The organism is Actinomycetospora cinnamomea, from assembly GCF_003096675.1.
GTDB lineage: Bacteria > Actinomycetota > Actinomycetes > Mycobacteriales > Pseudonocardiaceae > Actinomycetospora > Actinomycetospora cinnamomea.
Genome location: NZ_QEKW01000006.1, coordinates 1 through 20,744, shown reverse-complemented (window position 1 = coordinate 20,744; position 20,744 = coordinate 1). Strand labels below are relative to the sequence as shown.

The window sequence follows — 20,744 nt, the reverse complement described above, 5'->3', positions numbered from 1 at the left end:
TCCGATGGACGTCACGGCCTACCTGACGCGGATCGGTGCGGCCGCCGACGATCCGCTCGAGGACCTGATGCGGCGCCACCTCGAGGCGGTCCCGTTCGAGAACCTCTCGGTGCACCTGCCCGAGCCGATCCACCTGGACGTCGACGAGCTCGTCGTGAAGATCGTCGACCGGCATCGCGGCGGCTTCTGCTACGAGCTCAACGGCGCGTTCGGCGGCCTGCTCGGTGCCCTCGGGTACGACGTCGCCCTCTGCTCGGCGCGCGTCGCCCGCAACGGCGGCGACGACGGTTTCGGCCCACCCGGCGACCACATGGCGCTGCTCGTCGGCCGGGAGGGTCGGCGGCTGCTCGTCGACGTCGGCTTCGGGCGCTTCGCCGTCGGGCCGCTCGACGTCGATCGTCGCGACGACCAGCCCGACCACGCGGGGACGTACGCCGTGCACGACGCCCCGGACGGTGATCTCGACGTGCTCGCCGACGGGACGATCGTCTACCGCCTCGACCCGCGCCCGCGGATCCTCCCGGACTTCGCCCCGCCGGCCTGGTGGCACGCGACGTCGCCGGAGTCGCCGTTCGCGCTGTCGGTGACCTGCTCGCGGCTGACCCCGACCGGGCGGGTGACGATCTCGGACGACCGTTTGATCGAGACCGGCGACGACGGCTCCCGCGCCGAGCGCACGCTCACCGTGGACGAGCAGCTCGCGACCTATCGCGACGTCTTCGGCGTCGAGCTGGACGCGGTGCCGACCGTGGCGCACCCGAGCTGACCCCGGCGCTCCTCCGGGCGCCCGACTTCGGTGGCAGGAGCCGCGCACCGCGCGGTCCGTCACCGAGGTCGGATCGACGGCCCGTCCGCGGTATACCGGGCAGGTGGCAGTGGCGACGGCGGCGACGTTCACCTGGCTGGGGATGGTGCTGGCGATCTCGTTCCTCGAGGCGCCGGTGAAGTTCCGCGCCCCGGGCGTGACGACGGTGATCGGCCTCGGCATCGGGCGCCTGGTGTTCCGAGCGTTGAACGTCGTCGAGGTCGTGCTGGCGATGATCGTGGCCGCGGCCGTGCTCGTCGCGGACGTGCCGAGCGACGTGGGCGTAGCACTCGTCGTGCTCGTCGTGCTCCTGCTCGTCCAGCTCCTCCTCGTGCGCCCGCGGCTCAACCGCCGCGCCGATCGCGTCCTGGCCGGTGAGGACCTGCCCCGCTCGCGCCTGCACCTGGCCTACATCGCCCTCGAGCTCCTCAAGGTCGCGGCACTGCTGGTGCTGGGTGTGCTCCTGCTGGCCTGACCCCCGCCTGGTCGCTCCGGCCCGGCCCTGCCCTACACTCGGGGACACTGCCGCCTTAGCTCAGTCGGCCAGAGCAACGCACTCGTAATGCGTAGGTCGTCGGTTCGATTCCGACAGGCGGCTCCGTAGGCCAGAGGCCGTTTCGATCGCTCGGAGCGGCGTTCTGGGTCGGCTTTCTTCGGCGCGAGCCAACCGATGCCTGAGCCCGTGCCGCCGACACATCCGCCCGGGTCGGCAACCTCTGGCCTCGCGAGGGCCGTTCGGAACGTGGCTGGCTCGTGGCGCTCGCCCGAGAGCGAACCGGCGGGTCGCCGCTCGGGATGCCGAGGCGGACCAGTGCTCAGCCCTTGACGTACGAGAGCTTCTCCGCGATCTGTCCGTTGCGGACGCGGCATCGACCCGCCGTCGCGATCCCCATATCGCACGTGGCCCGGCTACCGGGCCGGTGTGTACGCCAGCACGACGGCGCCGTTGCCGATGTCGGTCACCCCCGTCAGGTCCATGGAGGTCGGGCCGATGCCCGACAGCAGCGAATCGCCGGACCCCGCGACGAACGGGGAGATGCTCACGTGCAGCGCGTCCAGCAGGCCCGCCTCGACGAGCGCCCGGCTGAACGGACCGTTGCCGTACTTCACCAGTGTGCCGTCGCCGGACTCCTTGAGTCGGGCGACGGCCTCGACGGCGTCGCCGCCGAGTACCTGGGCCTTCCAGGTGGTCTCGCGCAGCGTGGTGGAGGCGACGTACTTCGGGAGAGAGTTCATCTTGTCGGCGAGGACGCCGGTCATGCTCGGCCACGTCGCGGCGAAGCCTTCGTAGGTCAACCGCCCGAGCACCAGACCGGCGGCCTGGTCCAGCAGCCGGAGCTGGTACTCGACCTGGCGGTCCCTGGGGACGAGAGCCATCTGGGCGGCCCAGAAGCCATCTCCGGTGAACCGTCCGTCGATCGAGAGGTGGTCGTATTCGATCAGAGTGCGCATGCCCCGAAGTCGACCATCCCGATGTCGGACCGTCTTGTATCGAACCGAAACTCCGCGTTCAGAGCGCGAGGAACGGGATGCCGGACCTCAGCTCCCCGGGCGTGTGGCCGGTCGCCCACCGCATCGCCCGGCCGAGCTGCGGCTGGTCGTAGTAGCCGCCGACTGCCACCGCGTCGGCGATCGATCCCCTCGCCGCGAGGAGCTGCGCAGCGTGCCGTGCCTGCTCGATGCTGATGAGCTTGCGGCGTGAGACCCCGACGGCCCTGCGGAACCGGAGCTGCGCCGTCCGTTCCGACACGTTGCGTGGCCGTTCGCCGTGACGGATCTCGTCGACGAGCGGATCGAAGAACAACAGACCTGCCCGCACCAGCCTGCTGACGAAGACGTCGACGTTCTGCGCGGTCGGCATCTCCCAGTCGCGGTTGTCCAGCAGGAGCCGGCCGCCCGACACGGTCGGCAACAGGACGTCGTTCAGGTCGGCCAGACCGGACGGCGGGAACAGGGGCACGTAGGCACCGCACTGCAGGTCGACACCGAAGAACTCGCAGCCTTCCGGACACGTCATCTGCGTGGCCCGGGTCTCCGGTCCGCGCAGGTGCACGGTCGTGCCGTCGGCGGTCCGCGCGAACGCGATCATGGAGGAGCCCTTGGCCGCCGAGGTGAACGCGGTCGCGGCGTCACAGCGGGCCGTCCACACCCGTTGCACGAGCGGGACGTCGCCGGCCACGGCGTCGAACACCATCGCCACGACGGGAGTCTAGAGGCGGAAGAGCTGGCCGGTGAGCCGGATTCGTCGGGCCGACGGGCCCACTCTGTGCGCCGCACCCCCGGCCGCATCCCGGATTCGACCGGTACGCCGAGCACGCTCGAGCCGACGTGGGACCACGACGAACTCGCGACGCCGCACCTGCCCTACATCACCCATCCCCGCGAGCTCCTGACCGAGCTCGCCCGCTGACCGGGTGGCGTCATGGCCGTGTCGCGCAGGCGATCCAGGCCGCGGACTCGTAGAGCACTCCCGCGGGGGTCGCGTGGGCGGCGATGTCGGCCCGCAGGTCGTCGAGCGCCCGATCCCGAGTGGGCTGGTCGAGACCGTCGAGCATCCACCCGAGGAGGCCGGCCACCAGGCGGTGGGCGTCCTCGGTGGCGTGCCCGAACCACATCGGTGCAGACATACCCTCCACCGAGATCCGGCCGTAGCCGGCGTCGGCCAGCACGGCACGGATGACATCGGGGTCGGCGAGGGTGAACGGGCCCGGCGCGTCCGGCGGCGGGGTCGGGAGCTCACGACCGGCCGCCAGCGTCGTGGTGAAGGAACGGAACCACTCGTTGTCGGTCGGCGGTTGCCAGGTCAGCAGCGCCACCCGCCCGCCGGGGCGCAGGGCGTGGCCGATGTTGGCCAGCGCAGCCACCCGGTCGCCGAAGAACATGGCGCCGGTGGCGCTGACCGCCACGTCGAAGGCCGCGGGAGCGAAAGCGTGGATCTGGGCGTCGACCTGCTGGAAGCTGATGTTGCCCAGGCCCTCGGCCGCCGCCCGCTCCCGGGCGACATCGAGCATGGACGAGGAGAGGTCGACGCCGAGCGCCGAACCCGCCCACGCGGTCCGGGCCGCGTCGCGGGTCGTCCGTCCGGTCCCGCACCCGACGTCCAGGACGCGATCGTCGGCCGTGATCGCGGCGGCCTCGAACAGGCGCGGGTGGTACGCGGCGAGGGCCCGCTCGAAGTGGTCGGCGTGTGCGGCCCAGTAGGCGCCCTCGTCGCCGTCCCAGGCGCGCAGCTGTGCCGCGTTTCCCGGGTGGACCTGGACGGTGTCGGTGGTGGTCATGGTGGGGCGACCTCCTCCCCCCGCTAATCTCCCTTGGGGAGGAAAAGACTGTCCCGAAGGGAGTATCATGTCAAGTGTCCCGACGTTGACCACGACCTCCTACGCCATCCTCGGACTGCTGGCGGTCAAGCCCTGGACCACACATGAGCTCGTCCAGCAGGTGGACCGCAGTCTGCGGCGCATCTGGCCGCGGGCGAGGAGCAAGCTCTACGAGGAGCCGAAGAAGCTCGTCGCCCACGGCTACGCCCGCGCCACCGACGACTCGGTCGGCCGTCGCCCCCGCACCCGCTACACCATCACCGCCCAGGGCCGGCGTGCCCTCGCCGAGTGGCTGTCACAACCGGGCGACGGGCCCGTGCTCGAGTGCGAGCAGCTCGTCAAGATCCACCTGGCCGACAGCGGGACCAAGGCCGACGTCCTCGCCAACCTCGAGGCGATGAGGACCTGGGTGCTCGACCAGAACGCCGAGAACCTCGCGACCGCCCGGGCCTACCTCGAGCACCGCGGGACCTTCCCGGAGCGGGCCGCCCTGAACCAGCTGCCAGGGCGCTTCCTCACCGACTACTACGTCACCGTCGCCCGCTGGGTCGACTGGGCCACCCGCGTGGTCGAGAACTGGCCCGACGACGTGTCCCAGGCTCCCTTCGACACGGCGGTGGCACAGGACGGCGTGCGCCTCGCGGAGAGCGTGCGGCAGCTGCTCGACCGCCGGGAGGATCCGGAGGCGTGACGCGCCGTCCGATGCGGCGCATCCGACGCCCCCGAACGGTCCCGGCGACCCGGCCCGAATGCGCCTCCGACGTGCCCATTGGTCCCTGGTGTGCTGCTCGATGACGAACCACGATCACCGGCTGTACTCCACGTTGACCAGCTGCGTGCGAGCCGATGACCCGCACCTCTGTTGAGGAGATGAGCGATGCTCTCGCCGACGACGTGGACCGAGATCGCCCCGGACGACTGTGAGGACCTCCTGCGGTCCTGTGCCCACGGACGCTTCCTCTACACCGACCGTGCGCTTCCCGCGATCCAGCCCACCCGCTTCCAGCTGGAGGGATCGCGCTTGCTGTTCCTCGCACCACCACGGCTCAAGATCGCCCAGGGGCACGTCTTCTCGTTCCACGTCGAGGCCGACGACGCCGTCTGGACGGTCACGGCGCACGGCCCGGTGGCGCTTCAACGTCCGGGTCCACCCCAGCCTCGCGGGCGAGCGGGATGCAGGGACACCGAATCGTTCGCCGTCGACCCCAACGAACCGCTGGTCCTGGAGATCAAGCTGATCGTCGGACACCGGATCCAGCGACAGGCCGGGTCGGCCTAGGTCGACGACCGGCAGCGTCGCGTCCTCGCGGGGCCGGGGCCGTCGGGATGGATGCCGACGGGCGCAAGCTCGCGGGGAGGGACGTCGGCTCGGCACTCAGCTCGTGCTGCAGGACCGGCATGGTGGTCCTGGTGGGGCCGACATCGAGCCTGCGGTGACCTCGTGGCCGCACACCGCCGGGAACAGCCCGCGGCTCGATCGTGCCGCGGCGGCGAACTCGTCGAGAGAGACCAGGTGCGAGTAGCCGTCGACCGTGCACGTCAGCTCGAGGACATCAGCCTGCTGGCGAGTTCGGCGCCGATCGCCGGCACGCACGTCACGCACGTCGTCACCGCGCCGTGGGGTCGAGCGGCGCCGACACGCCGCACCCCTGGTGCCACGGGGCAACGGAGCCCGGTCCGGAGGAGTGTCGACGCATCCCACCGCTCCCCGATCGTGCACGGCTGGTGCAAGTGCAATTGAAGAATCGTAGACAGCGTGGTGTGCAGCTGCAAGCTCGGACCGCGGTCGGTGCGTCCTCCGAGTCGGTCGGGTCGCGGGACGGTTCAGAGGGTGGCGCGGGCGGCGGCCACGACGTCTGCGCTCTCCGCCGGGGTGAGGGCGGTCGCGCTCAGCCGGTCGATCACCTCGAGGTACGTCTCGACGTCTTCGCGCTTGTCGACGTAGAAGGCGCTGGTGAGCTGCTCGAGGTACACGATGTCGGGGAGGTCCGGCTCGGCGAATCGCAGCAGTGTGAACGGCCCTCCGGTCGCGACCTGGCCGCTGCGGGTGAAGGGGACGATCTGGACGGTCACGCGCGGCCGCTTCATCATGGCCTGCAGGTGCTCGAGCTGACCGCGCATCACCTCGATGTTGCCCATGGTCCGCCGCAGCGCCGCCTCGTCCACCACGACCCAGAGGTCCGGTGAAGCCGGATCCTCGAGCAGCTGTTGCCGCCTCATGCGCAGGGCGACCCGCTCCTTGACGTCGGCCGGCCGTGCGACCTGGCCCAGCTCGATGACCGACTGGGCGTAGGCCTCGGTCTGCAGCAGGCCGGGGATGAACTGCGCCTCGTAGCTGCGGATCACCGACGCGGCCTGCTCCAGGCCGACGTAGAGCTCCAGCCAGCCCGGCATCACGTCGTTGTAGGGCTGCCACCAACCCGGCTCGTTGGCCCGCCGGGCGAGCCCCAGCACGGCCTCCCGCTCGGCGTCGTCGGTCACCCCGTAGGCGGCCAGCAGGTCCACGACGTCGCGTTGCTTGAAGCCCGTCCGTCCCAGTTCCAGCCGGCTCATCTTGGCTTCGGAGCCCCGGATGATGTCCGCCGCGGCTTCGCGGCTCATGCCGCACTGTTCCCTCAGCCGCCTGAGCTGCGTCCCGACGAGGATGCGCAGCACCGTCGGCCCGCCGCCGCTCGCACGCGGGTTCGGCTGATGGCCGGACCAGCCAGGAGCACCGATGAGGACCACCGCCTGAGTGCAAGGAGTCGTGCGAGTGTGCCAGATCGGGGTGCCCCGAGGCAGCAGTGCGCCGCGCCTTCGCGGATCGGTCGCTAGGGCTTGCGGGCGATGCCCCCGATGACCATCGCGTGCGCCGGGTTGTCGGGGTCGGGGAAGTCGAAGCTGGGGCGCCACTGGCTGCAGGGCACCAGACCGGGCTCGACCAGCTCGAGCCCGGCGAAGAACTCGGCCTGCTCCGCGGTGGGGCGGAAGCACCGGGAGCCCATGTTGTACTCGTAGAAGATCTGGTTGAGCTCGCGGGCGCGGGGCTCGCCCGGGTCGGCGCACCCGGAGTGCACCAGGTAGCTCCCGGACGGCAGGCGGTCGCGGATCGTCGCCACGATCCCTTGCGGGTCCTCCTCGTCCTCGATGTGCATCAGGATGCCGCCCAGCATCACCGCGAGCGGTCGATCGAAGTCCAGGAGCCGCTGGGTCTCCGGATCGTCGAAGATGGCTTCCGGGTCCCGCAGATCGGCGGTGATCACGATGGTGTTCTCGTTGGCGCTGAGCAGAGCCCGGCCGTTCGCGAGGACGATCGGGTCCTTGTCCACGTACACGACCCGGGTCCTCGGGTTGATCTCCTGGGCGATCTCGTGGACGTTGCCGGCGGTCGGCAGGCCGGAACCGATGTCCAGGATCTGGTCGATGCCGGACTCGCCCACGATGAACCGCACGGCCCGGCGGATGAAGCTGCGGTTGGCGGCGGCCAGCAACGTCGTCTCGGGCACCGCGTCGATCATGGCCTCGCTGGCCACCCGGTCGACCTCGTAGTAGTGCTTGCCGCCCAACAGGTAGTCGTACACCCGGGCGATGGACGGGACGGAGGTGTCGATCCCCCCGCCGGCGGGGCCAGCTCCTCCGGTCACAGCCTGGCTGGGGTTGGTCATCGGCTCCGCCCTCCTGCTCATCAGTACCGACAGTGACCCTATCGAGCCCCCCGCCGGGCCGACACGGGCCTCAGCAGTGGGACGCCGCCGCCCGCCCGCATCCGTCAGCTGCTCGGCGCCCGGGCGGCGGGCGTCCAGCGACCATCCGGCGCCGTCACGGGACAGCCCGTCGCAGGCGGGTTGACCGGCGGGAGCGCCCGGCATCTACCGTGCGGATGCAATCGCAGACGAAATTACAGCTGCACGGTCGACGAGCCGGGGCAGCTCCGAGGGAGCGAGATGGCGCACGAAGAACGAGAGGTGGGCGGGGCCTCGGAGGCCGGCCAGCCGTCGCTGATCTGGCGCAAGAGCCGCCGCAGCAACCCCAACGGCGCGTGCGTCGAGATGGCCCGCCGGCCCGACGGGCGGATCGCCGTCCGTGACTCGAAGGACCCGAGCGGTCCGGTGCTGACGTACGCGGCGGCGGAGATCGCCGAGTTGGTCGACGCGATCAAGTCCGGGGAGTTCGACGACCTGATCGCGTGAGACGGGAGCTGCCGACGGCGGAGCCGTCGCGGCCCGACGCTGTCGGTCCCGGGCGTCGAGGAGGTCACGACGAGGCCACGGAGCCGGCGTCGGCGGCACGAGCGCGCGGAACGGTGACGGCGGAGACAACGCAGAGCTCCACCCCGCGGTCCACCGTGGCGGTGGCCGCGTCGTGGCCGCGGCGTCCCAGGCCGCACGAGGCCGCGACGTCCACGTCGTGGCCCACGGCCGACTCGACCGCGGCCAGGATCGACCGGTGCTCCTCGGACGACCGCCGCTCGTGGAGGAAGCCCGCCACCAGGTGGGTCCCGACGGGCAACCGCAGTCGGCCGAGCGGCTCGTAGGCCCGGGGGTCGAGCGACGGGGGTTCCTCGCCGGCCGCGAGCGGGACGTGGATGTAGTCCAGAGGACGTCCGCGCGGCCAGCGGGCGGCGATCGCGTTGGCCAGGATCGTCGCCGGTCCGGCGTCGGCGGGGTGGGCGAGAGCGCGGTGCTGCAGGTCCCCGAGGCAGAGGTGCAGGCCGAAGCGGGCGCCGGTCGGGGCCCGGCGGGCGAGGGAGGCGACGCCGGCGGCGAGCCACCGTGCGACGGCGGGTCGCAGAGGGCCGGGAGTCGTGGCGACGAGCACCAGCTCGAGGGGGATCTCGAGCTGGAAGACGACCTCGGAGCCGTCGGCGGCGTGGATCTCCCGGATCTCGTCGAGCAGGGCGTCCGTGAACGCCCGGCGATGCCGGAGTGCTCCTCTCCGGCCGATGAGGAACGTCGCGAGGTCCAGGTCGCCGGGCAGCCCCACCTGGAACGCGACGTCCGCGGGGACGGCCGCCTCCCGACGGAGCTCGTCGAGGACGAGCCGGCCGGCCCGTTGGGGCTCGACGTGTCCGAGGTCGAGGTCGTGGAGGCGGTGCCCTCGGCGTACCCGGAAGTCGAGCACGTCGTCGTAGGACGTCCAGTGGCCGTCGTGCCGGACGTCGAGGTCGGGGTGCGAACGGAGGCTCTCGGCGATGTTCGCGAGCCATCGCCCTCGCTCGCCGGTCTCTCCATCGGGCATCGAGTTCAGGAAGGCGCCACAACGACGCGCCATCTCCCGCATGGCGTCGTCGGCCGTGGCGGCCGGCCAGCTCCCCACGAGGTGCACACGCCGTGACATCCCTGGATGGTAGAAGCCCCGTCAGGGTGTCACCCTCGTCCGGCCGGCCCAACTTCGGTGACGAGTGACCGCGGAGGGTGCGTTCCTCCCTGGAGAGGCGGGCGTGAGCACCTGTCCGGTGGAGCGAACCGGGATCGGGGGGTAGCCCCGCGCCCATGTGGTTCGACGCGTGGAGTGACCTGGTGCGAGTCCTGCTGGTGGGGACGGCGGCGTACGCGTTCCTCGTCGTCCTGCTGCGCGTGTCGGGCAAGCGGACCCTGGCCAAGCTGAACGCTTTCGACCTCGTCGTCACCGTCGCGCTCGGGTCGACGCTCGCGACCATCCTGCTCAGCACGGACGTCGCGTGGGCGGAGGGGGCGGTCGCGCTCGCGCTGCTCGTGGGGCTCCAGTTCGTGGTGGCGTGGGCGACGACCCGGTGGCCGAGCAGCCGCTCGGCGGTGACCGCCGCACCGACGCTCCTGCTGCACCGCGGCGAGGTGCTCGACGACGCGCTGCGTGCGCATCGTGTGTCCCGGGGCGAGCTGCGTCAGGCGGTGCGGGCGAGCGGCAGCGGCGACCTCTCGCAGGTGGGCGCCGTGGTGCTCGAGAGCGACGGCACCCTCAGCGTGGTGACGGCCTCCTCGCTGGGGGACGCGTCGGCGCTCGCCGACGTCCCGGGGGCGAAGGGCTGAAGGCGCCGGGCACGGTCGATCAGCGGACGAAGGTCTCCTGCTCGGACGGGCGCCGTCGTCGGCCCCTCACGACCGCCACGGCGAGCGAGGCGATCACGAGAAGCAGCACCAGGGTGCCGAGGTTGAACCCGACGCCGTAGATCACGACGAAGGCCAACCCGCCCGCGACCAGGCAGTAGTACGTCATCGGGATGATCGTCATGCGGATGACGTCGCCCTCGCGACCGAGCAGGCCGACGGTCGCGGACGCGGCGACGACGTTGTGGACCGTGATCATGTTGCCGGCGGCGCCGCCGACCGCCTGGGCCGCCACGACCGTCTCGGGGTCGACCCCGATGTTCTGCGCGGTGGCGAACTGGAAGAGCGAGAAGGTCAGGTTGGACACCGTGTTGCTGCCGGCGATGAACGCGCCGAGCGCGCCGATCCAGGGCGCGAACAGCGGCCACGTCCCGCCCGCGACGGCCGCCGCGCCCGCCGCGAGGGTCAGCGGCATGCTCTCGAGGCCCGAGGTGTTGTACTCGGGCCCCGAGTTGATCAGGATGCGCACCAGCGGCAGCGCGAACAGCAGCGCGATCGCCGCACCGGCGAGCTGCCGGCCCGACACCGACCAGGACGTGGCGATCTGCCGGCCGCTCATGCGGTGCAGTGCGTACGTCACGAGGCAGACGACGAGGAACACCGCGCCCGGCGAGTACAGGACCTCGAGCTGCTCGTCGATGCCGGTGCCGAGGATGTCCGACGGGCCCACCGCGACGCTCTGCAGGCCGTCCTTGACCGGCTCGATGACGCGGGAGAGCACCAGGAGCACCGCGACGAGCACGTAGGGCGCCCAGGCCCGCACGTACGTCATCCGCGCGCTCGCGACCGTCGTGTCCGGCTCGATGTTGCCGATCCATCGGTCGAGCCAGCGCTCACGCGGCGGGAAGTCCCAGACCTGCTTCGGCATGAGGAAGCCGCGGCTGGACGTGAACATCACCAGCGCCAGGCCGATCAGGCCGCCGAGCAGCGCGGGGAACTCCGGGCCGAGCAGGGCGGCCACGGCGACGTAGGGGATCGTCATCGCGAAGGCCGAGTACAGGGCGAACGGCGCCACCGCGAGACCGTCGGCGAAGCTGCGGTTCTCGCCGAAGAACCGGGTGAGCAGGCAGACCATGAAGAGCGGGATCAAGGTCCCGGCCACCGCGTGCAGCGCGGCGATCTCCAGCCCGATCTGGGCGAGGTAGCCCTCGCTGGTCAGCCCGAGCTCCGCGGTGCGCGCCGCGGTCTGCGGCGCCCCGGCCAGGCCCTCGCCCACGCCGGTGAGCACCGGCGTCCCGGCCGCACCGAAGCTCACCGGGGTCGACTGGATGACCATGCCGACCAGGACCGCGCCCAGCGCCGGGAAGCCCAGCGCGAGCAGCAGGGGTGCGACCACCGCGGCCGGCGTCCCGAAGCCCGAGGCGCCCTCGATGAACGACCCGAACAGCCACCCGATGATGATCGCCTGCACGCGGCGGTCGGGGCTGATGCTCGTGAACCCCGCGCGGATGGTGGCCAGCGCGCCGCTCTGTGTGAGGGTCTGCAACAGCAGCAGCGCGCCGAAGATGATGAAGAGCAGGCCGAGGGCGATGATCAGGCCCTCGATCGAGGCGGCGAGGATCGTCACCCCGGGCATGCCCCACGCGAACGCGCCGACCAGTGCGGCGGTGACGAAGCCGACCGGCATCGCCCACTTCGCCGGCCACCGCAGCCCGACCAGCAGCACCCCGACCACCAGGATGGGGGCCAGGGCGAGCAGGCTGAGTACGCCGAGGTTGTCCACGGTGACCCCCTGTCGTCGTCCGACGGGACATGCTGGCAGATCGCGGACGCTTCGTCACGAGATCGCTCCGGCCCGTGACCGGTCCGTGCCCACGATCGGGCGGGACTCGACGCGGAGGGCGACCGTTCGTAGCGTCGCCTCCCGTACCCGATGACCCGGACGACGGGGGCGGCGGCGTGCGGGTGGCGATCGTGGGTGCGGGCCCGGCGGGAGCGGCGCTGGCGCTGCTGCTGGCCCGCGCCGGCGCGCAGGTGCGGGTGATCGAACGCGAGACGTCGCCGGGCGGGGTGTTCCGCGGCGAGGGCCTCATGCCGCTCGGGCTCGACGCCCTCCGCCAGATGGGGCTGGGTGAGGTGGTCTCGTCGGCGCCCCACCGGGTCGTGCGCAGCTGGCGGATCTGGATCGACGGCGAGGAGGTCCTGCGGGTCCCGGAGGAGGTCGGGGAACTCGCTGAGCGGTCCTTCCGGGTGGTCTCGCCGACGGCGCTGCTCGAGGGAATCCTCCGCGAGGCGTCACGCAACCCCGATCTCGTCCAGGACCGCGGCACGCGGTTCACCGGGGTGGCGCGCGACCCGACGGGCCGGGTCGTCGGCGTCCGGGTGGTCCGCGACGGCCGGCACCGGGAGCTGCCGTGCGACCTGCTCGTCGGGTGCGACGGGCGTGGTTCCCCGGTCCGCACCCACGCCGGGCTGGCCCTCACACCGGCCCGCGAGGCCTACGACGTGCTGTGGTTCAAGGCCCCGCCCCCGGTGGAGGAGCCCGACGTCTGCGACTTCCACATCATGGTCCGCGCGGGGCAGCACCCGCTGGTCGCCTACACCTCGTGGGACGACCGGTGGCAGTGCGGGGTGATCATGCCGAAGGGCGGGCTGGCGGAGTTCCGCACGGGCGACTGGCTGCCCCCGGCGCTCCGGGCGGCACCGGTCGCGTACGCGCAGCACGTGCTGGACCACCGGGACGGGGTGTCCGGCCCGGTCCGGCTCAACGTGATGGTCGGGCGCGCCCCGTCGTGGAGCGCGCCGGGCGTGCTGCTGCTGGGCGACGCCGCCCACCCGATGTCGCCGGTGCGGGCCCAGGGCATCAACCTCGCGCTGCGCGACGCCGTCGTGGCCGCCAACCACCTCCGGGTGCTGGCGGCGGGCCGCCCGGAGCCCGGTGCGGTCGACGGGGCGTGCGCGGCGATCCAGGCCGAGCGCGAGCCCGAGATCCTCCGCGCGCAGCGCCTGCAGCGCCGCGAGGCGAGGGGACAGGGCGACGCCCGGGCGGGGACGTGGCGGTTCACCCTGGCCAAGCAGGGCGCCCGGGCCCTCGGCCGCTACGGGTGGGCCCGGCGGGCGTGGCTGCGCCGCCAGCACGGGTTGCGCTTCGGGACGACGCGGGTGGTGCTCGACGCGCCCTGACCGGCGCCTCAGCTCCGGGACGCGACGGCGATCGCGGACACGCCGAGCGCGGCCAGCGCCAGCGCCGCGAGACGGTAGGAGTCGAGGGCGAGCGCGGCGGCCGTGCCGACGACCGGGCCGATCGCCATCGCCACCGCCACGACGCCGTGGAAGCGGCCCAGCAGCGTGCCGTAGGACTCCGTCCCCCACCGGTCGGAGACGACCTTGGCCACCGACAGCGTGTGCGCGCCCCGAACCGCGCCGCACAGCACCGCGCTGGCCGTCACGAGCTGCGGAGGGCCCGGTACGGCGGCGAGGAGCCCGATCGACCCGGCGCTCAGCGACACCTGCGTCACCGTGCGCGAGCGCGGGGTCCCGAGGCCGCTCAGGGGCACGAACACCAGGCGACCGAGCACCTGGCCCGCGCCCACCAGCCCGAACGCGAGCGCGGCGTCCTGATAGCCGAAGCCGAGCTCGGTCAGCAGCGGCACCAGGTTCAGCGTCACCGCGTAGAGGCCGAGGGCGGCGACGGCGAGCGCGAGGCGGCTGCGGCGGAACGCCCGGCTCCCGACGATCTCGGCGACGTGGTCGGCCTGCTCGGCCCCGTGTCTCACCGGACGGCGCCACGGGGCGCGCAGGAGCACCAGGGCCGCGCCCCCGCTGACGACGACGTAGCCCGCGCCGAGCAGGAGCAGGGTGGCGCGCGGGTCCCACCGCTCGGCCGTGCGGCTCCCGGTGTCATCCCGCGGACCGGGAGCCGGCCAGGCGCGCCTCGAGGGCGTCCACGTCGGGCTGCTCACCGGCCGGCCGCGGCTGCCCGCACCGGTCGACGCGGAGCTGACGGGCCCGGGTGAGGTGCCGGCGCGCGAGGTCGTCGTCGCCGGCCAGGACCGCCTGGGTCTCGGCCGCGTACGCCAGCGCCCGCGGGTCGCCGGTGGCCGCGGCCGCCCGGTCGGCCAGGTCGAGCAGCGCCGGTGCGTCGGCGGCGGACGTGACCCGGGCGAGCGCTGCGGCGGTGAGCGCGATGCCGGCTGTCGACCCGGCGTAGCGGTACCAGTCGAGCGCCAGCCGGTGGCCGCGCTCGGCACCGACGGTGTCCCCGGCCCGCGCCTGGGCCAGCGCCAGGTTGTTGCGCGACCAGGCGAACATCGACGGCGACCCGAGGTGCTCGGCGAGCGCGACCGCCTCGGCGAGCCTGGCGGTGCCGGTCGCGTGGTCCCCGGTGAGGTGCACCGCGCTGCCGAGGTGGACCGAGAGCTGGCAGCGCCCGTACACCCAGCCGCACTCCGTCGCGATCCGCAGCGCCTCGGTGTACCGGGCCACCGCGTTCGGCAGGTCGGCGCCGGCCTCGTCGAGCGCCGCGAGCAGCTCCAGGGCTCGCATCCGGCCGGCGGCGTCGGCCTGGTCCCGGAACACCTGCTCGGCCCGCTGCGCCTCCTCGCGCGCCCGCCGCGGCTCGCCCGTCGCGAGGAGCAGCCGGCCCCGCACCAGGTCGGCCAGGGCGTGGCCCCACCGGTGACCGGTGGTCTCGACCGCCGGGGCCGCCGCCTCGAGGAACGCGCGCGCCTTCTCGGGCTCGCCGCGCTCCGCACGCCGGTCGGCCAGCAGGAGCAGGGCGAGCCCTTCGTGCGACCCGGTGAACGGCTTGTCCGCGCGGGTCCGGGCCGCGACGAGCCGCTGCGCCTCGGCCAGCGCGATCGGCTCGTCGCGGTCGTGTGCCGCGAGCGCGCAGGCCCAGAGCCGACCGGCGAGCGACCGCGGCGCCTCGCCGTACAGGTCGAGGAGGACGAGCCGGCCCCGCGCCCGGTCGCCGGCGAGCCACCAGCCCCAGGCGCACCGCACCGCGAGGTCGAGGGCGGCGGCGCGGTGCCCGTGCGTGTCGAGCCAGCGGATCATCTCGGTCGGTTCGAGGACGCCCGGCCCCGCGGTCGTCGGCCGTCGCTCACCGTCCTCGGCGGCGAGGATGCGCAGGCGCAGCGACCGCAGCTCGTCGCCGGGCCCGGCACCGGTGCGCTCGGCGAGGATCCGGACGGCGCGGTCGTACGCGGCCAGCGCCTCCGCGCGGCGCCCACAGCGCTCCAGCGACGCGACGAGGAGGATCCACCCGGCCTCCCGCGTGGGGTGCTCGATCGTGCGGGCGCGGCTCGCCGAGAGGGCCCCCTCGACGTCCCCGCTCTCGAGCAGCGCACGGATCTCCACGTCCCGGGCGCGGGCGACGAGGTCGCGCGCCCGGGTCGCGGCGGCGTCGACGGACGGAACGCCGCTCGCGGACCCGTAGGGCTCACCGCGCACGAGGCCCAGCGCACCGCGGACGGTCGCCAGGGCCGCCCCGGCCTCGCCGCGGACGAGCAGGCGCTGGGCGTCCTCGACGGCCTGCTCGAGCACGCCGTCGTCGCGGTCGCACGGCGCGGCGACGAGGCGATAGGAGCCGTGGTCGTGGCGCAGGCGCCACGGGCCGACGAGGCGGCGCAGGTGCGAGACCCGGGCCTGGAGCGCGTTGTGCCCGGGCGGCCGGCCCCACACGGCCTCGGTGATCGTCTCGACGGGGACGCTGCGGTCCCCGGCGGCCAGCAGCACGGCGAGCAGGAGGCGGTCCCGCCGCCCGGACAGCACGACGGTGCTCCCGTCGTCCCGACGCAGCGCCATCGGCCCGAGGACCAGGAACCGGGGCCGCACCGTCATCGCGCCTCCACGGTGATCCTTCTAGAGCCGTGGCCGGTCGCTCCACAACCCGCCCGTGGCCCGGCGTCAGCGCTGCGTCAGCCCACCGGGCGGTCGCTGACGGCCCGCTGACGCGGCGCGGCGCGGTCGTTGCCGCGGTCTCGCCGGCCCGCGTCTCATCACCGGCGACCGAGCCCGGTGGACGAGGCGGTGAGCATGGAGGACGACCCGGTCGAGCTGCCCCCGTACACCGAGCTCCGCGACCGCCTCCGGCGCCACGCGACCCGGAGGCGTCGATCCGCGACGACCACGACGACAGCGGGCGCACCGGCGCTCCGGCCCCTGGGGCCCGGGGACGTCGGTCTCCTGGCCCACCTGGTGGCGCGGTGCTCGCCCGGCACCCTCGCGGCGCGCTTCCTCACCGGCGTCCGCCCGGACCCCGACCGTGTGGTCGCGGCCCTGGCCGCCCATCTGGCCCCGGGGACCCAGCTCGGCGTCGTCGTCGCCGGCGAGCTCGTCGGCTGCGGCGGGCTCGTGCCGGCCGGGCCACGGCATGCCGAGGCGGCGGTCCTCGTCGCGGACCCGTGGCAGGGCTGCGGCCTGGGGCGGCAGCTGCTGCGGCAGGCGCTCGCCGATCCGCGGTGGCACGGGCAGGACGTCGTCGTCCACGTCGCGGTGGGCAACACCCGCGCGCTCCGCGCCGCCCGTGCCGTGCTGACCGAGGTGGCCGGACGCCCCGTGGTCCGGCGCCTGGACCACGGCACCGTCGAGTACCGGGCCCTGGTCGCCACGCCGCACCCGACCATCGGCGGCGGACCGCCGTCGCACCCCTTCGGCACCGAGGAGCCCGCATGACCGTGGACGTCGAACACCACTGGGACGTCGCCACCGTCACCATCCGTCGCGAGGCGAAGCTCAACGCCCTCGACCACGCGACGATCGGCCGTCTGGTGGCCGTGCTCGACGAGGCCGAGGACGACGAGACGGTGCGCGCCGTGGTGCTGACGGGCGCCGGCGACCGCGCCTTCAGCGCCGGCGCCGACGTCCCGTCGCTCGCGGGAAGCATCGCCGGCGGGCGCGAGCAGGCCCTGCGCGAGATCGTGCGCCGCGGGCAGGGGCTGACGCGGCGGATCGAGGAGTACCCGAAGCCGCTCATCGTCGCGGTCAACGGCCTCGCGTTCGGCGGCGGCTGCGAGATCACCGAGGCCGCTCCGCTGGCCATCGCGGCCGAGCACGCCACCTTCGCCAAGCCCGAGATCAGCCTCGGGTTCCCGCCCCCGTTCGGCGGCTCCCAACGCCTGCCCCGGCACGTGGGACGCAAGCGCGGCCTGGAGATGATCCTGACCGGCGACCCGGTCGACGCCCACCGCGCCGCCGAGCTCGGGCTGGTGAACACGGTCGTGCCGGCCGCCGAGCTGCTCGACGCCGCCCACGCGCTCGCCCACCGCATCACCCGTCACGCGCCCACCGCGGTCACCGCCTGCCTGCGCGCGGTGACCCGCGGGATCAACCTGCCCATCGACGAGGGGCTCGCGGTCGAGGCCGCGTGGTTCGCCGGCACCGTCGGGACCGACGGTGTGCGCGAGGGACTCGCACGGTTCCTGGAACGCCGGGGGAGCGGGCGGTGAGCGTGCCGGCGCGCCGGCTCGTCCCCGCCCTGGCGGCCCTGGTGGTGGTGCTCGCGCCGGTCGTCGGGAACGCGCTCGGTGCGCTCGCCGCCCGGTCGGACGACCCGCGCGCCCACCGGGCCGTCGCGACCGTGCTGGCCCACGGGCCGGTCACGTATCCGGACGAGAACGCGCTCGTGCCGTACAACGGCGTGGTGCGCGCGCAGTGGACCGACGGCGAGGGCCGGTCGCACGTCGGGGACCTTTACCTGCCCGAGCGCCCGGACGTGGGCGAGACCCGGCGCATCTGGATCGACCGCCACGGCGCACCCACGGCGCCGCCCCTCGACCAGGACGACCTCGCGCTCGTCGCCACGCTGGTCCTCACGCTCGTCGGCGTGGCGGTCGGTGTCGTCCCCCGCGGCGTCCGGGAGCGACCGTGGTGACCCGCCGCTCGCCGCGGCCCCGCGTCGGCTGGTGGGACGCGATCGTCGGCCCGGGCGCCGGGCCGGTGGAGAACGCGGGCACGGTGACGCTCGGGGTCGCGGGCACGGTGCTGGCCCCGCGGCTGGCGCGCGGCCCGTCCCGGCCCGGTCCCGGCGCCCGCCTGGTCCTGCGTGTGCTCGCCGCGGACCTGTGGGGCGGGGCCTGGTGCAACAACACCCCCGCCGCCGCCCGCTGGTACGGGCAGGAGCCGCGGGCACGGCACCACCTCGCCTTCGCCGCCGCGCACGTGCACCCGTTCGTCGTCGCGCGGTTGGACGCGCAGCCCCGGTGGGACCGGGCGCTCGCCCAGTACGCCTACCTGCTGGCCGCGACGGCCGTGCTGGGTCAGGTCGGACGCCCGGCGCAACGCGTGCTGGCGCTGCTGACGACGGCGGGCGGGCTGGCGCTCGACCGCTGGTGGGGTACTACGGACGCGGCGCCCTGGTTCGGCACCGTCTACTACGTCAAGCTGCTCGCGGGCCATGCCGGCGGAGCGGCGCTCCTGCACCCCGACCCGCTGGCGGCACCGAAAACCCGTGGTGGCCGGCCGCGCCGCCGACGACCCTGAGCCCGTGACCTCGCGGGACCTCGACCAGGAGCTGGCGCGCCGGGACGCCCTGGCGGTGGCCGCACTCCTCGCGGCCGGGTCCCCGTGCACCTCGGAGTCCCGGGTGCGGATCGGCACGGTGCTGCTGCGCGGCTGGTCCGCCGACGCGGAGGTCCGCGACGTGCTCCGCCCCGTGTTCGCGGCGGCCGTGCCCGACCAGCGCGCCCTGATCGCGCTCGGCGACATCGACACCTGGCTGCGCCACGGCCGCATTGCGCGCGGCTGGTGGGTGCAGGCCGCGGCCGGTCCCGACCCGGAGCTCGCGGCCCTCGGCGCGTGGCGCGCCGCCCGGGCCGACCTGCGGGGCCGGCGGGTGGACGACGCGCTGCCGCTGCTGGAGCAGGCCGCGGCCGCGGGCATCGCGGGGGCGGCGCTCGCCCTCGGGCGAATCATCGAGGAGCACGGCGACGACGAGCCCGCAGCGGCGCTGTTCCGCCGGTCCGGCACCCCCGAGGGCATGCTGCGCCTCGCCGAGATCCGCCTCCGCGCCGAGGACCCCGACGGCGCCCAGGAGGAGCTGGCCCGTTTCCGCCCGCCGCCGTTCGTCCCGGGCACGCTCGACCTCCAGGCCTGGGGGGACGGCGTGTGCGGGGAGATCGCGTTCCGGCGCGGCGATCTGGAGGTGGCGGAAGACCGCTTCTGGCGGGCCCGCCACGCCCCGGGTGATCGGGGACGACTCGCCGAGCTGCGGCTCGCACAGATCGCCATCGCCTGCGGCGACGCCTCCACGGCCTTCTCCCGCGCATCGATGCTCGCCGCGGGTACCGATGCCGCCGCCACGCACGCCCGACTGCTCATGGACCTCCATCCCGACCTCATGGCGGAGGGCGCCCGGCTGCTCGAGCAGGAAGAGTGAGGTGGTGGCACCCGCGCTCCACCCGGGCCGGTGGCAGGAACCCGGCGGGGTCCTGGAGCTGGACGAGAGCTTCGAGTCGGCGTCGTCAGCGAGGTCCACGAGGAGACGGGCGTCCACGTCGAGGTCGAGCGGCTCACCGGGGTCTACGAGAACCTCGTGCGGGGCGTGGTCGCGCTGGTCTTCCGCTGCCGCCTTCTCGACGGGACGCCCGGTCCGACGGAGGAGAGCGCGGACGCCGGCTGGTTCGACCTGCACGAGACCGAGCGGCTGCTGGTGCCCGCCGTCGCGATCCGCCTGCTCGACGCCGCGCGTCCCGCCGGCACTCCTCCGGCCAGCCGGGTCCACGACGGCACCGACGTGCGCTGAGCTCAGTCCTCGTCCGCCACCTTCTGCAGCTGGCGCTCGACCGTCGTGCGGTCATGGTGCTCGCGCTCGTGCTGGAGCGCCTGCCGGGCGGTGTCGGGTTCCATGCCGCGGGCCGCCTTGACCGCGTCGTCGGCCTTCATCGCGTCGAGGTGCGCCTCCTTGCGGGCGGTCATGGCGGCGTCGGTGTTCGCGACGTCGCCCTCCCCCTTCTTCGAGGCCTCGCGCTTGCGCTTCCGGGTCTCCTCCTTCTCGGCGTCCGAGAGCTCCTCCCACGCCTTCTTCGGCAGGTACCGGTCGGTGTCTCCGTCGCCGCGGGCCTGCGCGGACCCGTCGGCGGTCTGCCAGTCCTCCTCGGTCCACTGCTCGAGGCTCTTCTGGCCCTCGGTGGGCTGGTCGGGGTAGCGGTAGCCCCCGCCCTGCTTCTCGTACTGCTGCGTGAGCAGCTGGCTCTTGCGCGCCGACCACTTGCCCGACGCGCCGCCCTTGTCGGACTGTTTGATCTCCTCCTTGAGCCGTTCCCTCAGCTCGGGGTCCGTGTAGTCCTGCTCGTAGTCCTTCGCGCCCTTGGCCATGGACGCGGTTACCCGGTCCCCCGGCACCCGGTCGTCCCGGACGGGGGCTGCGCGGCGGTTCCCACGGCGCGTTCAAGGGGCCGGACCGTACCGGGACCGAGGTGACGTAGTGTCAAGATCGCATCGAGACGGACATGGCCTCGTCGTGGTCTCGTCGTCGCTGGTGGGTGGTCGCCGGCGGCCTCCGCCAAGAAGTTCTTCATGATTCTTTGCTGGGTGGTCGTGCGGGTGGGGCGTCGTTGTCGGGGGGTGGCGCTGGATTCGAACGTGAGCGAAGCCGGGGTGGGGGTGGTGGCGCGG

24 protein-coding genes and 1 tRNA gene are annotated in these 20,744 nt (G+C 73.7%); 15 read left to right on the top strand and 10 right to left on the bottom strand.

The window, feature by feature from the left end:
• Positions 1-4 precede the first annotated feature (4 nt).
• The 3 genes from C8D89_RS13065 to C8D89_RS13055 all read left to right on the top strand — a co-directional run bounded on the left by C8D89_RS13065 (position 5) and on the right by C8D89_RS13055 (position 1,403).
• Positions 5-766 (top strand): arylamine N-acetyltransferase family protein, encoded by a 762-nt coding sequence (locus C8D89_RS13065; protein WP_116708578.1) that lies wholly within the window; start codon positions 5-7, stop codon positions 764-766.
• Positions 767-908: 142 nt separating this feature from the next.
• Positions 909-1,280, top strand: coding sequence for a hypothetical protein (locus C8D89_RS13060; RefSeq protein ID WP_116708814.1), 372 nt, complete (start codon positions 909-911; stop codon positions 1,278-1,280).
• 49 nt (positions 1,281-1,329) lie between these two features.
• Positions 1,330-1,403, top strand: a tRNA-Thr gene (locus C8D89_RS13055).
• A 311-nt stretch (positions 1,404-1,714) separates the two neighbouring features.
• On the opposite strand, the gene C8D89_RS13050 is transcribed toward C8D89_RS13055, so the two are convergent.
• Both C8D89_RS13050 and C8D89_RS13045 read right to left on the bottom strand, forming a co-directional pair.
• The gene (locus C8D89_RS13050; RefSeq protein WP_116708577.1) at positions 1,715-2,257 is read right to left on the bottom strand and encodes a dihydrofolate reductase family protein; all 543 of its coding nucleotides are present in this window, start codon (positions 2,255-2,257) and stop codon (positions 1,715-1,717) included.
• 58 nt (positions 2,258-2,315) lie between these two features.
• Positions 2,316-2,999, bottom strand: coding sequence for a helix-turn-helix domain-containing protein (locus C8D89_RS13045; RefSeq protein ID WP_116708576.1), 684 nt, complete (start codon positions 2,997-2,999; stop codon positions 2,316-2,318).
• Between the two features lie 72 nt (positions 3,000-3,071).
• On the opposite strand from C8D89_RS13045, the gene C8D89_RS29220 reads away from it, so the two are divergent.
• On the top strand, positions 3,072-3,215 hold the full coding sequence (locus C8D89_RS29220) for a hypothetical protein (protein WP_165825685.1): 144 nt from the start codon (positions 3,072-3,074) through the stop codon (positions 3,213-3,215).
• A 10-nt stretch (positions 3,216-3,225) separates the two neighbouring features.
• Here C8D89_RS29220 and C8D89_RS13040 read toward each other — a convergent pair whose 3' ends face one another.
• A complete protein-coding gene (locus C8D89_RS13040; protein WP_116708575.1) occupies positions 3,226-4,083 on the bottom strand; it encodes a class I SAM-dependent methyltransferase in 858 nt (285 codons plus the stop codon).
• A 67-nt stretch (positions 4,084-4,150) separates the two neighbouring features.
• Between C8D89_RS13040 and C8D89_RS13035 the strand changes: the two genes are divergently transcribed.
• Together C8D89_RS13035 and C8D89_RS13030 are read left to right on the top strand one after the other, a co-directional pair.
• Positions 4,151-4,813 (top strand): PadR family transcriptional regulator, encoded by a 663-nt coding sequence (locus tag C8D89_RS13035; protein ID WP_116708574.1) that lies wholly within the window; start codon positions 4,151-4,153, stop codon positions 4,811-4,813.
• A gap of 186 nt (positions 4,814-4,999) precedes the next feature.
• The gene (locus C8D89_RS13030; protein WP_116708573.1) at positions 5,000-5,401 is read left to right on the top strand and encodes a PNPOx family protein; all 402 of its coding nucleotides are present in this window, start codon (positions 5,000-5,002) and stop codon (positions 5,399-5,401) included.
• Between the two features lie 545 nt (positions 5,402-5,946).
• On the opposite strand, the gene C8D89_RS13025 is transcribed toward C8D89_RS13030, so the two are convergent.
• Positions 5,947-6,777 (bottom strand): helix-turn-helix domain-containing protein, encoded by an 831-nt coding sequence (locus C8D89_RS13025; protein ID WP_243418069.1) that lies wholly within the window; start codon positions 6,775-6,777, stop codon positions 5,947-5,949.
• A gap of 155 nt (positions 6,778-6,932) precedes the next feature.
• Positions 6,933-7,787 (bottom strand): SAM-dependent methyltransferase, encoded by an 855-nt coding sequence (locus tag C8D89_RS13020; protein WP_243418068.1) that lies wholly within the window; start codon positions 7,785-7,787, stop codon positions 6,933-6,935.
• A gap of 258 nt (positions 7,788-8,045) precedes the next feature.
• Between C8D89_RS13020 and C8D89_RS13015 the strand changes: the two genes are divergently transcribed.
• Positions 8,046-8,291: a DUF397 domain-containing protein gene (locus C8D89_RS13015; protein WP_116708571.1), complete on the top strand. Its 246-nt coding sequence runs from the start codon at positions 8,046-8,048 to the stop codon at positions 8,289-8,291.
• Positions 8,292-8,355: 64 nt separating this feature from the next.
• Here C8D89_RS13015 and C8D89_RS13010 read toward each other — a convergent pair whose 3' ends face one another.
• Positions 8,356-9,438: a hypothetical protein gene (locus tag C8D89_RS13010; RefSeq protein WP_133251901.1), complete on the bottom strand. Its 1,083-nt coding sequence runs from the start codon at positions 9,436-9,438 to the stop codon at positions 8,356-8,358.
• A gap of 182 nt (positions 9,439-9,620) precedes the next feature.
• On the opposite strand from C8D89_RS13010, the gene C8D89_RS13005 reads away from it, so the two are divergent.
• Positions 9,621-10,109, top strand: coding sequence for a DUF421 domain-containing protein (locus tag C8D89_RS13005; protein ID WP_243418067.1), 489 nt, complete (start codon positions 9,621-9,623; stop codon positions 10,107-10,109).
• Between the two features lie 19 nt (positions 10,110-10,128).
• On the opposite strand, the gene C8D89_RS13000 is transcribed toward C8D89_RS13005, so the two are convergent.
• Entirely contained in the window at positions 10,129-11,910 is a 1,782-nt protein-coding gene (locus C8D89_RS13000; RefSeq protein ID WP_116708568.1) for an L-lactate permease, read from the bottom strand.
• A gap of 29 nt (positions 11,911-11,939) precedes the next feature.
• Here C8D89_RS13000 and C8D89_RS12995 point away from each other — a divergent pair, with 29 nt between their 5' ends.
• The gene (locus tag C8D89_RS12995) at positions 11,940-13,310 is read left to right on the top strand and encodes an FAD-dependent monooxygenase (protein ID WP_116708567.1); all 1,371 of its coding nucleotides are present in this window, start codon (positions 11,940-11,942) and stop codon (positions 13,308-13,310) included.
• Between the two features lie 8 nt (positions 13,311-13,318).
• Here C8D89_RS12995 and C8D89_RS12990 read toward each other — a convergent pair whose 3' ends face one another.
• The gene (locus tag C8D89_RS12990) at positions 13,319-14,089 is read right to left on the bottom strand and encodes an MFS transporter (protein WP_116708566.1); all 771 of its coding nucleotides are present in this window, start codon (positions 14,087-14,089) and stop codon (positions 13,319-13,321) included.
• Entirely contained in the window at positions 14,028-15,971 is a 1,944-nt protein-coding gene (locus C8D89_RS12985; RefSeq protein ID WP_116708565.1) for an AfsR/SARP family transcriptional regulator, read from the bottom strand. Before C8D89_RS12985 ends, C8D89_RS12990 begins: the two co-directional genes overlap by 62 nt.
• A gap of 195 nt (positions 15,972-16,166) precedes the next feature.
• Here C8D89_RS12985 and C8D89_RS12980 point away from each other — a divergent pair, with 195 nt between their 5' ends.
• The 6 genes from C8D89_RS12980 to C8D89_RS29745 are packed head-to-tail and all read left to right on the top strand — an operon-like array spanning position 16,167 to position 19,872.
• Entirely contained in the window at positions 16,167-16,805 is a 639-nt protein-coding gene (locus C8D89_RS12980; RefSeq protein ID WP_116708564.1) for a GNAT family N-acetyltransferase, read from the top strand.
• Positions 16,802-17,578, top strand: a complete 777-nt coding sequence (locus C8D89_RS12975) for an enoyl-CoA hydratase-related protein (protein ID WP_116708563.1) — start codon at positions 16,802-16,804, stop codon at positions 17,576-17,578. Before C8D89_RS12980 ends, C8D89_RS12975 begins: the two co-directional genes overlap by 4 nt.
• Positions 17,575-18,003 carry a hypothetical protein gene (locus tag C8D89_RS12970; RefSeq protein ID WP_133251899.1) on the top strand — a complete coding sequence of 143 codons (429 nt, stop codon included), beginning with the start codon at positions 17,575-17,577 and terminating at the stop codon, positions 18,001-18,003. The genes C8D89_RS12975 and C8D89_RS12970 overlap by 4 nt, the downstream gene beginning before the upstream one ends.
• The gene (locus C8D89_RS12965) at positions 17,997-18,611 is read left to right on the top strand and encodes a hypothetical protein (RefSeq protein ID WP_116708561.1); all 615 of its coding nucleotides are present in this window, start codon (positions 17,997-17,999) and stop codon (positions 18,609-18,611) included. The genes C8D89_RS12970 and C8D89_RS12965 overlap by 7 nt, the downstream gene beginning before the upstream one ends.
• A gap of 4 nt (positions 18,612-18,615) precedes the next feature.
• Positions 18,616-19,506: a hypothetical protein gene (locus C8D89_RS12960; RefSeq protein WP_133251898.1), complete on the top strand. Its 891-nt coding sequence runs from the start codon at positions 18,616-18,618 to the stop codon at positions 19,504-19,506.
• 30 nt (positions 19,507-19,536) lie between these two features.
• Positions 19,537-19,872: an NUDIX hydrolase gene (locus C8D89_RS29745; RefSeq protein WP_207787204.1), complete on the top strand. Its 336-nt coding sequence runs from the start codon at positions 19,537-19,539 to the stop codon at positions 19,870-19,872.
• Between the two features lie 2 nt (positions 19,873-19,874).
• Here C8D89_RS29745 and C8D89_RS12950 read toward each other — a convergent pair whose 3' ends face one another.
• A complete protein-coding gene (locus C8D89_RS12950) occupies positions 19,875-20,444 on the bottom strand; it encodes a hypothetical protein (RefSeq protein ID WP_116708559.1) in 570 nt (189 codons plus the stop codon).
• Positions 20,445-20,744: the final 300 nt, after the last annotated feature.

Excerpts from the sequence above, each read along its gene's own strand:
- C8D89_RS13065 (WP_116708578.1), top strand. The coding sequence starts at position 5 with ATGGACGTCACGGCCTACCTGACGCGGATCGGTGCGGCCGCCGACGAT.
- C8D89_RS13060 (WP_116708814.1), top strand. The coding sequence starts at position 909 with ATGGTGCTGGCGATCTCGTTCCTCGAGGCGCCGGTGAAGTTCCGCGCC.
- C8D89_RS13050 (WP_116708577.1), bottom strand. The coding sequence starts at position 2,257 with ATGCGCACTCTGATCGAATACGACCACCTCTCGATCGACGGACGGTTC.
- C8D89_RS13045 (WP_116708576.1), bottom strand. The coding sequence starts at position 2,999 with ATGGTGTTCGACGCCGTGGCCGGCGACGTCCCGCTCGTGCAACGGGTG.
- C8D89_RS13040 (WP_116708575.1), bottom strand. The coding sequence starts at position 4,083 with ATGACCACCACCGACACCGTCCAGGTCCACCCGGGAAACGCGGCACAG.
- C8D89_RS13035 (WP_116708574.1), top strand. The coding sequence starts at position 4,151 with ATGTCAAGTGTCCCGACGTTGACCACGACCTCCTACGCCATCCTCGGA.
- C8D89_RS13030 (WP_116708573.1), top strand. The coding sequence starts at position 5,000 with ATGCTCTCGCCGACGACGTGGACCGAGATCGCCCCGGACGACTGTGAG.
- C8D89_RS13020 (WP_243418068.1), bottom strand. The coding sequence starts at position 7,787 with ATGAGCAGGAGGGCGGAGCCGATGACCAACCCCAGCCAGGCTGTGACC.
- C8D89_RS13015 (WP_116708571.1), top strand. The coding sequence starts at position 8,046 with ATGGCGCACGAAGAACGAGAGGTGGGCGGGGCCTCGGAGGCCGGCCAG.
- C8D89_RS13010 (WP_133251901.1), bottom strand. The coding sequence starts at position 9,438 with ATGTCACGGCGTGTGCACCTCGTGGGGAGCTGGCCGGCCGCCACGGCC.
- C8D89_RS12995 (WP_116708567.1), top strand. The coding sequence starts at position 11,940 with ATGCTGGCAGATCGCGGACGCTTCGTCACGAGATCGCTCCGGCCCGTG.
- C8D89_RS12985 (WP_116708565.1), bottom strand. The coding sequence starts at position 15,971 with ATGACGGTGCGGCCCCGGTTCCTGGTCCTCGGGCCGATGGCGCTGCGT.
- C8D89_RS12980 (WP_116708564.1), top strand. The coding sequence starts at position 16,167 with ATGGAGGACGACCCGGTCGAGCTGCCCCCGTACACCGAGCTCCGCGAC.
- C8D89_RS12975 (WP_116708563.1), top strand. The coding sequence starts at position 16,802 with ATGACCGTGGACGTCGAACACCACTGGGACGTCGCCACCGTCACCATC.
- C8D89_RS12950 (WP_116708559.1), bottom strand. The coding sequence starts at position 20,444 with ATGGCCAAGGGCGCGAAGGACTACGAGCAGGACTACACGGACCCCGAG.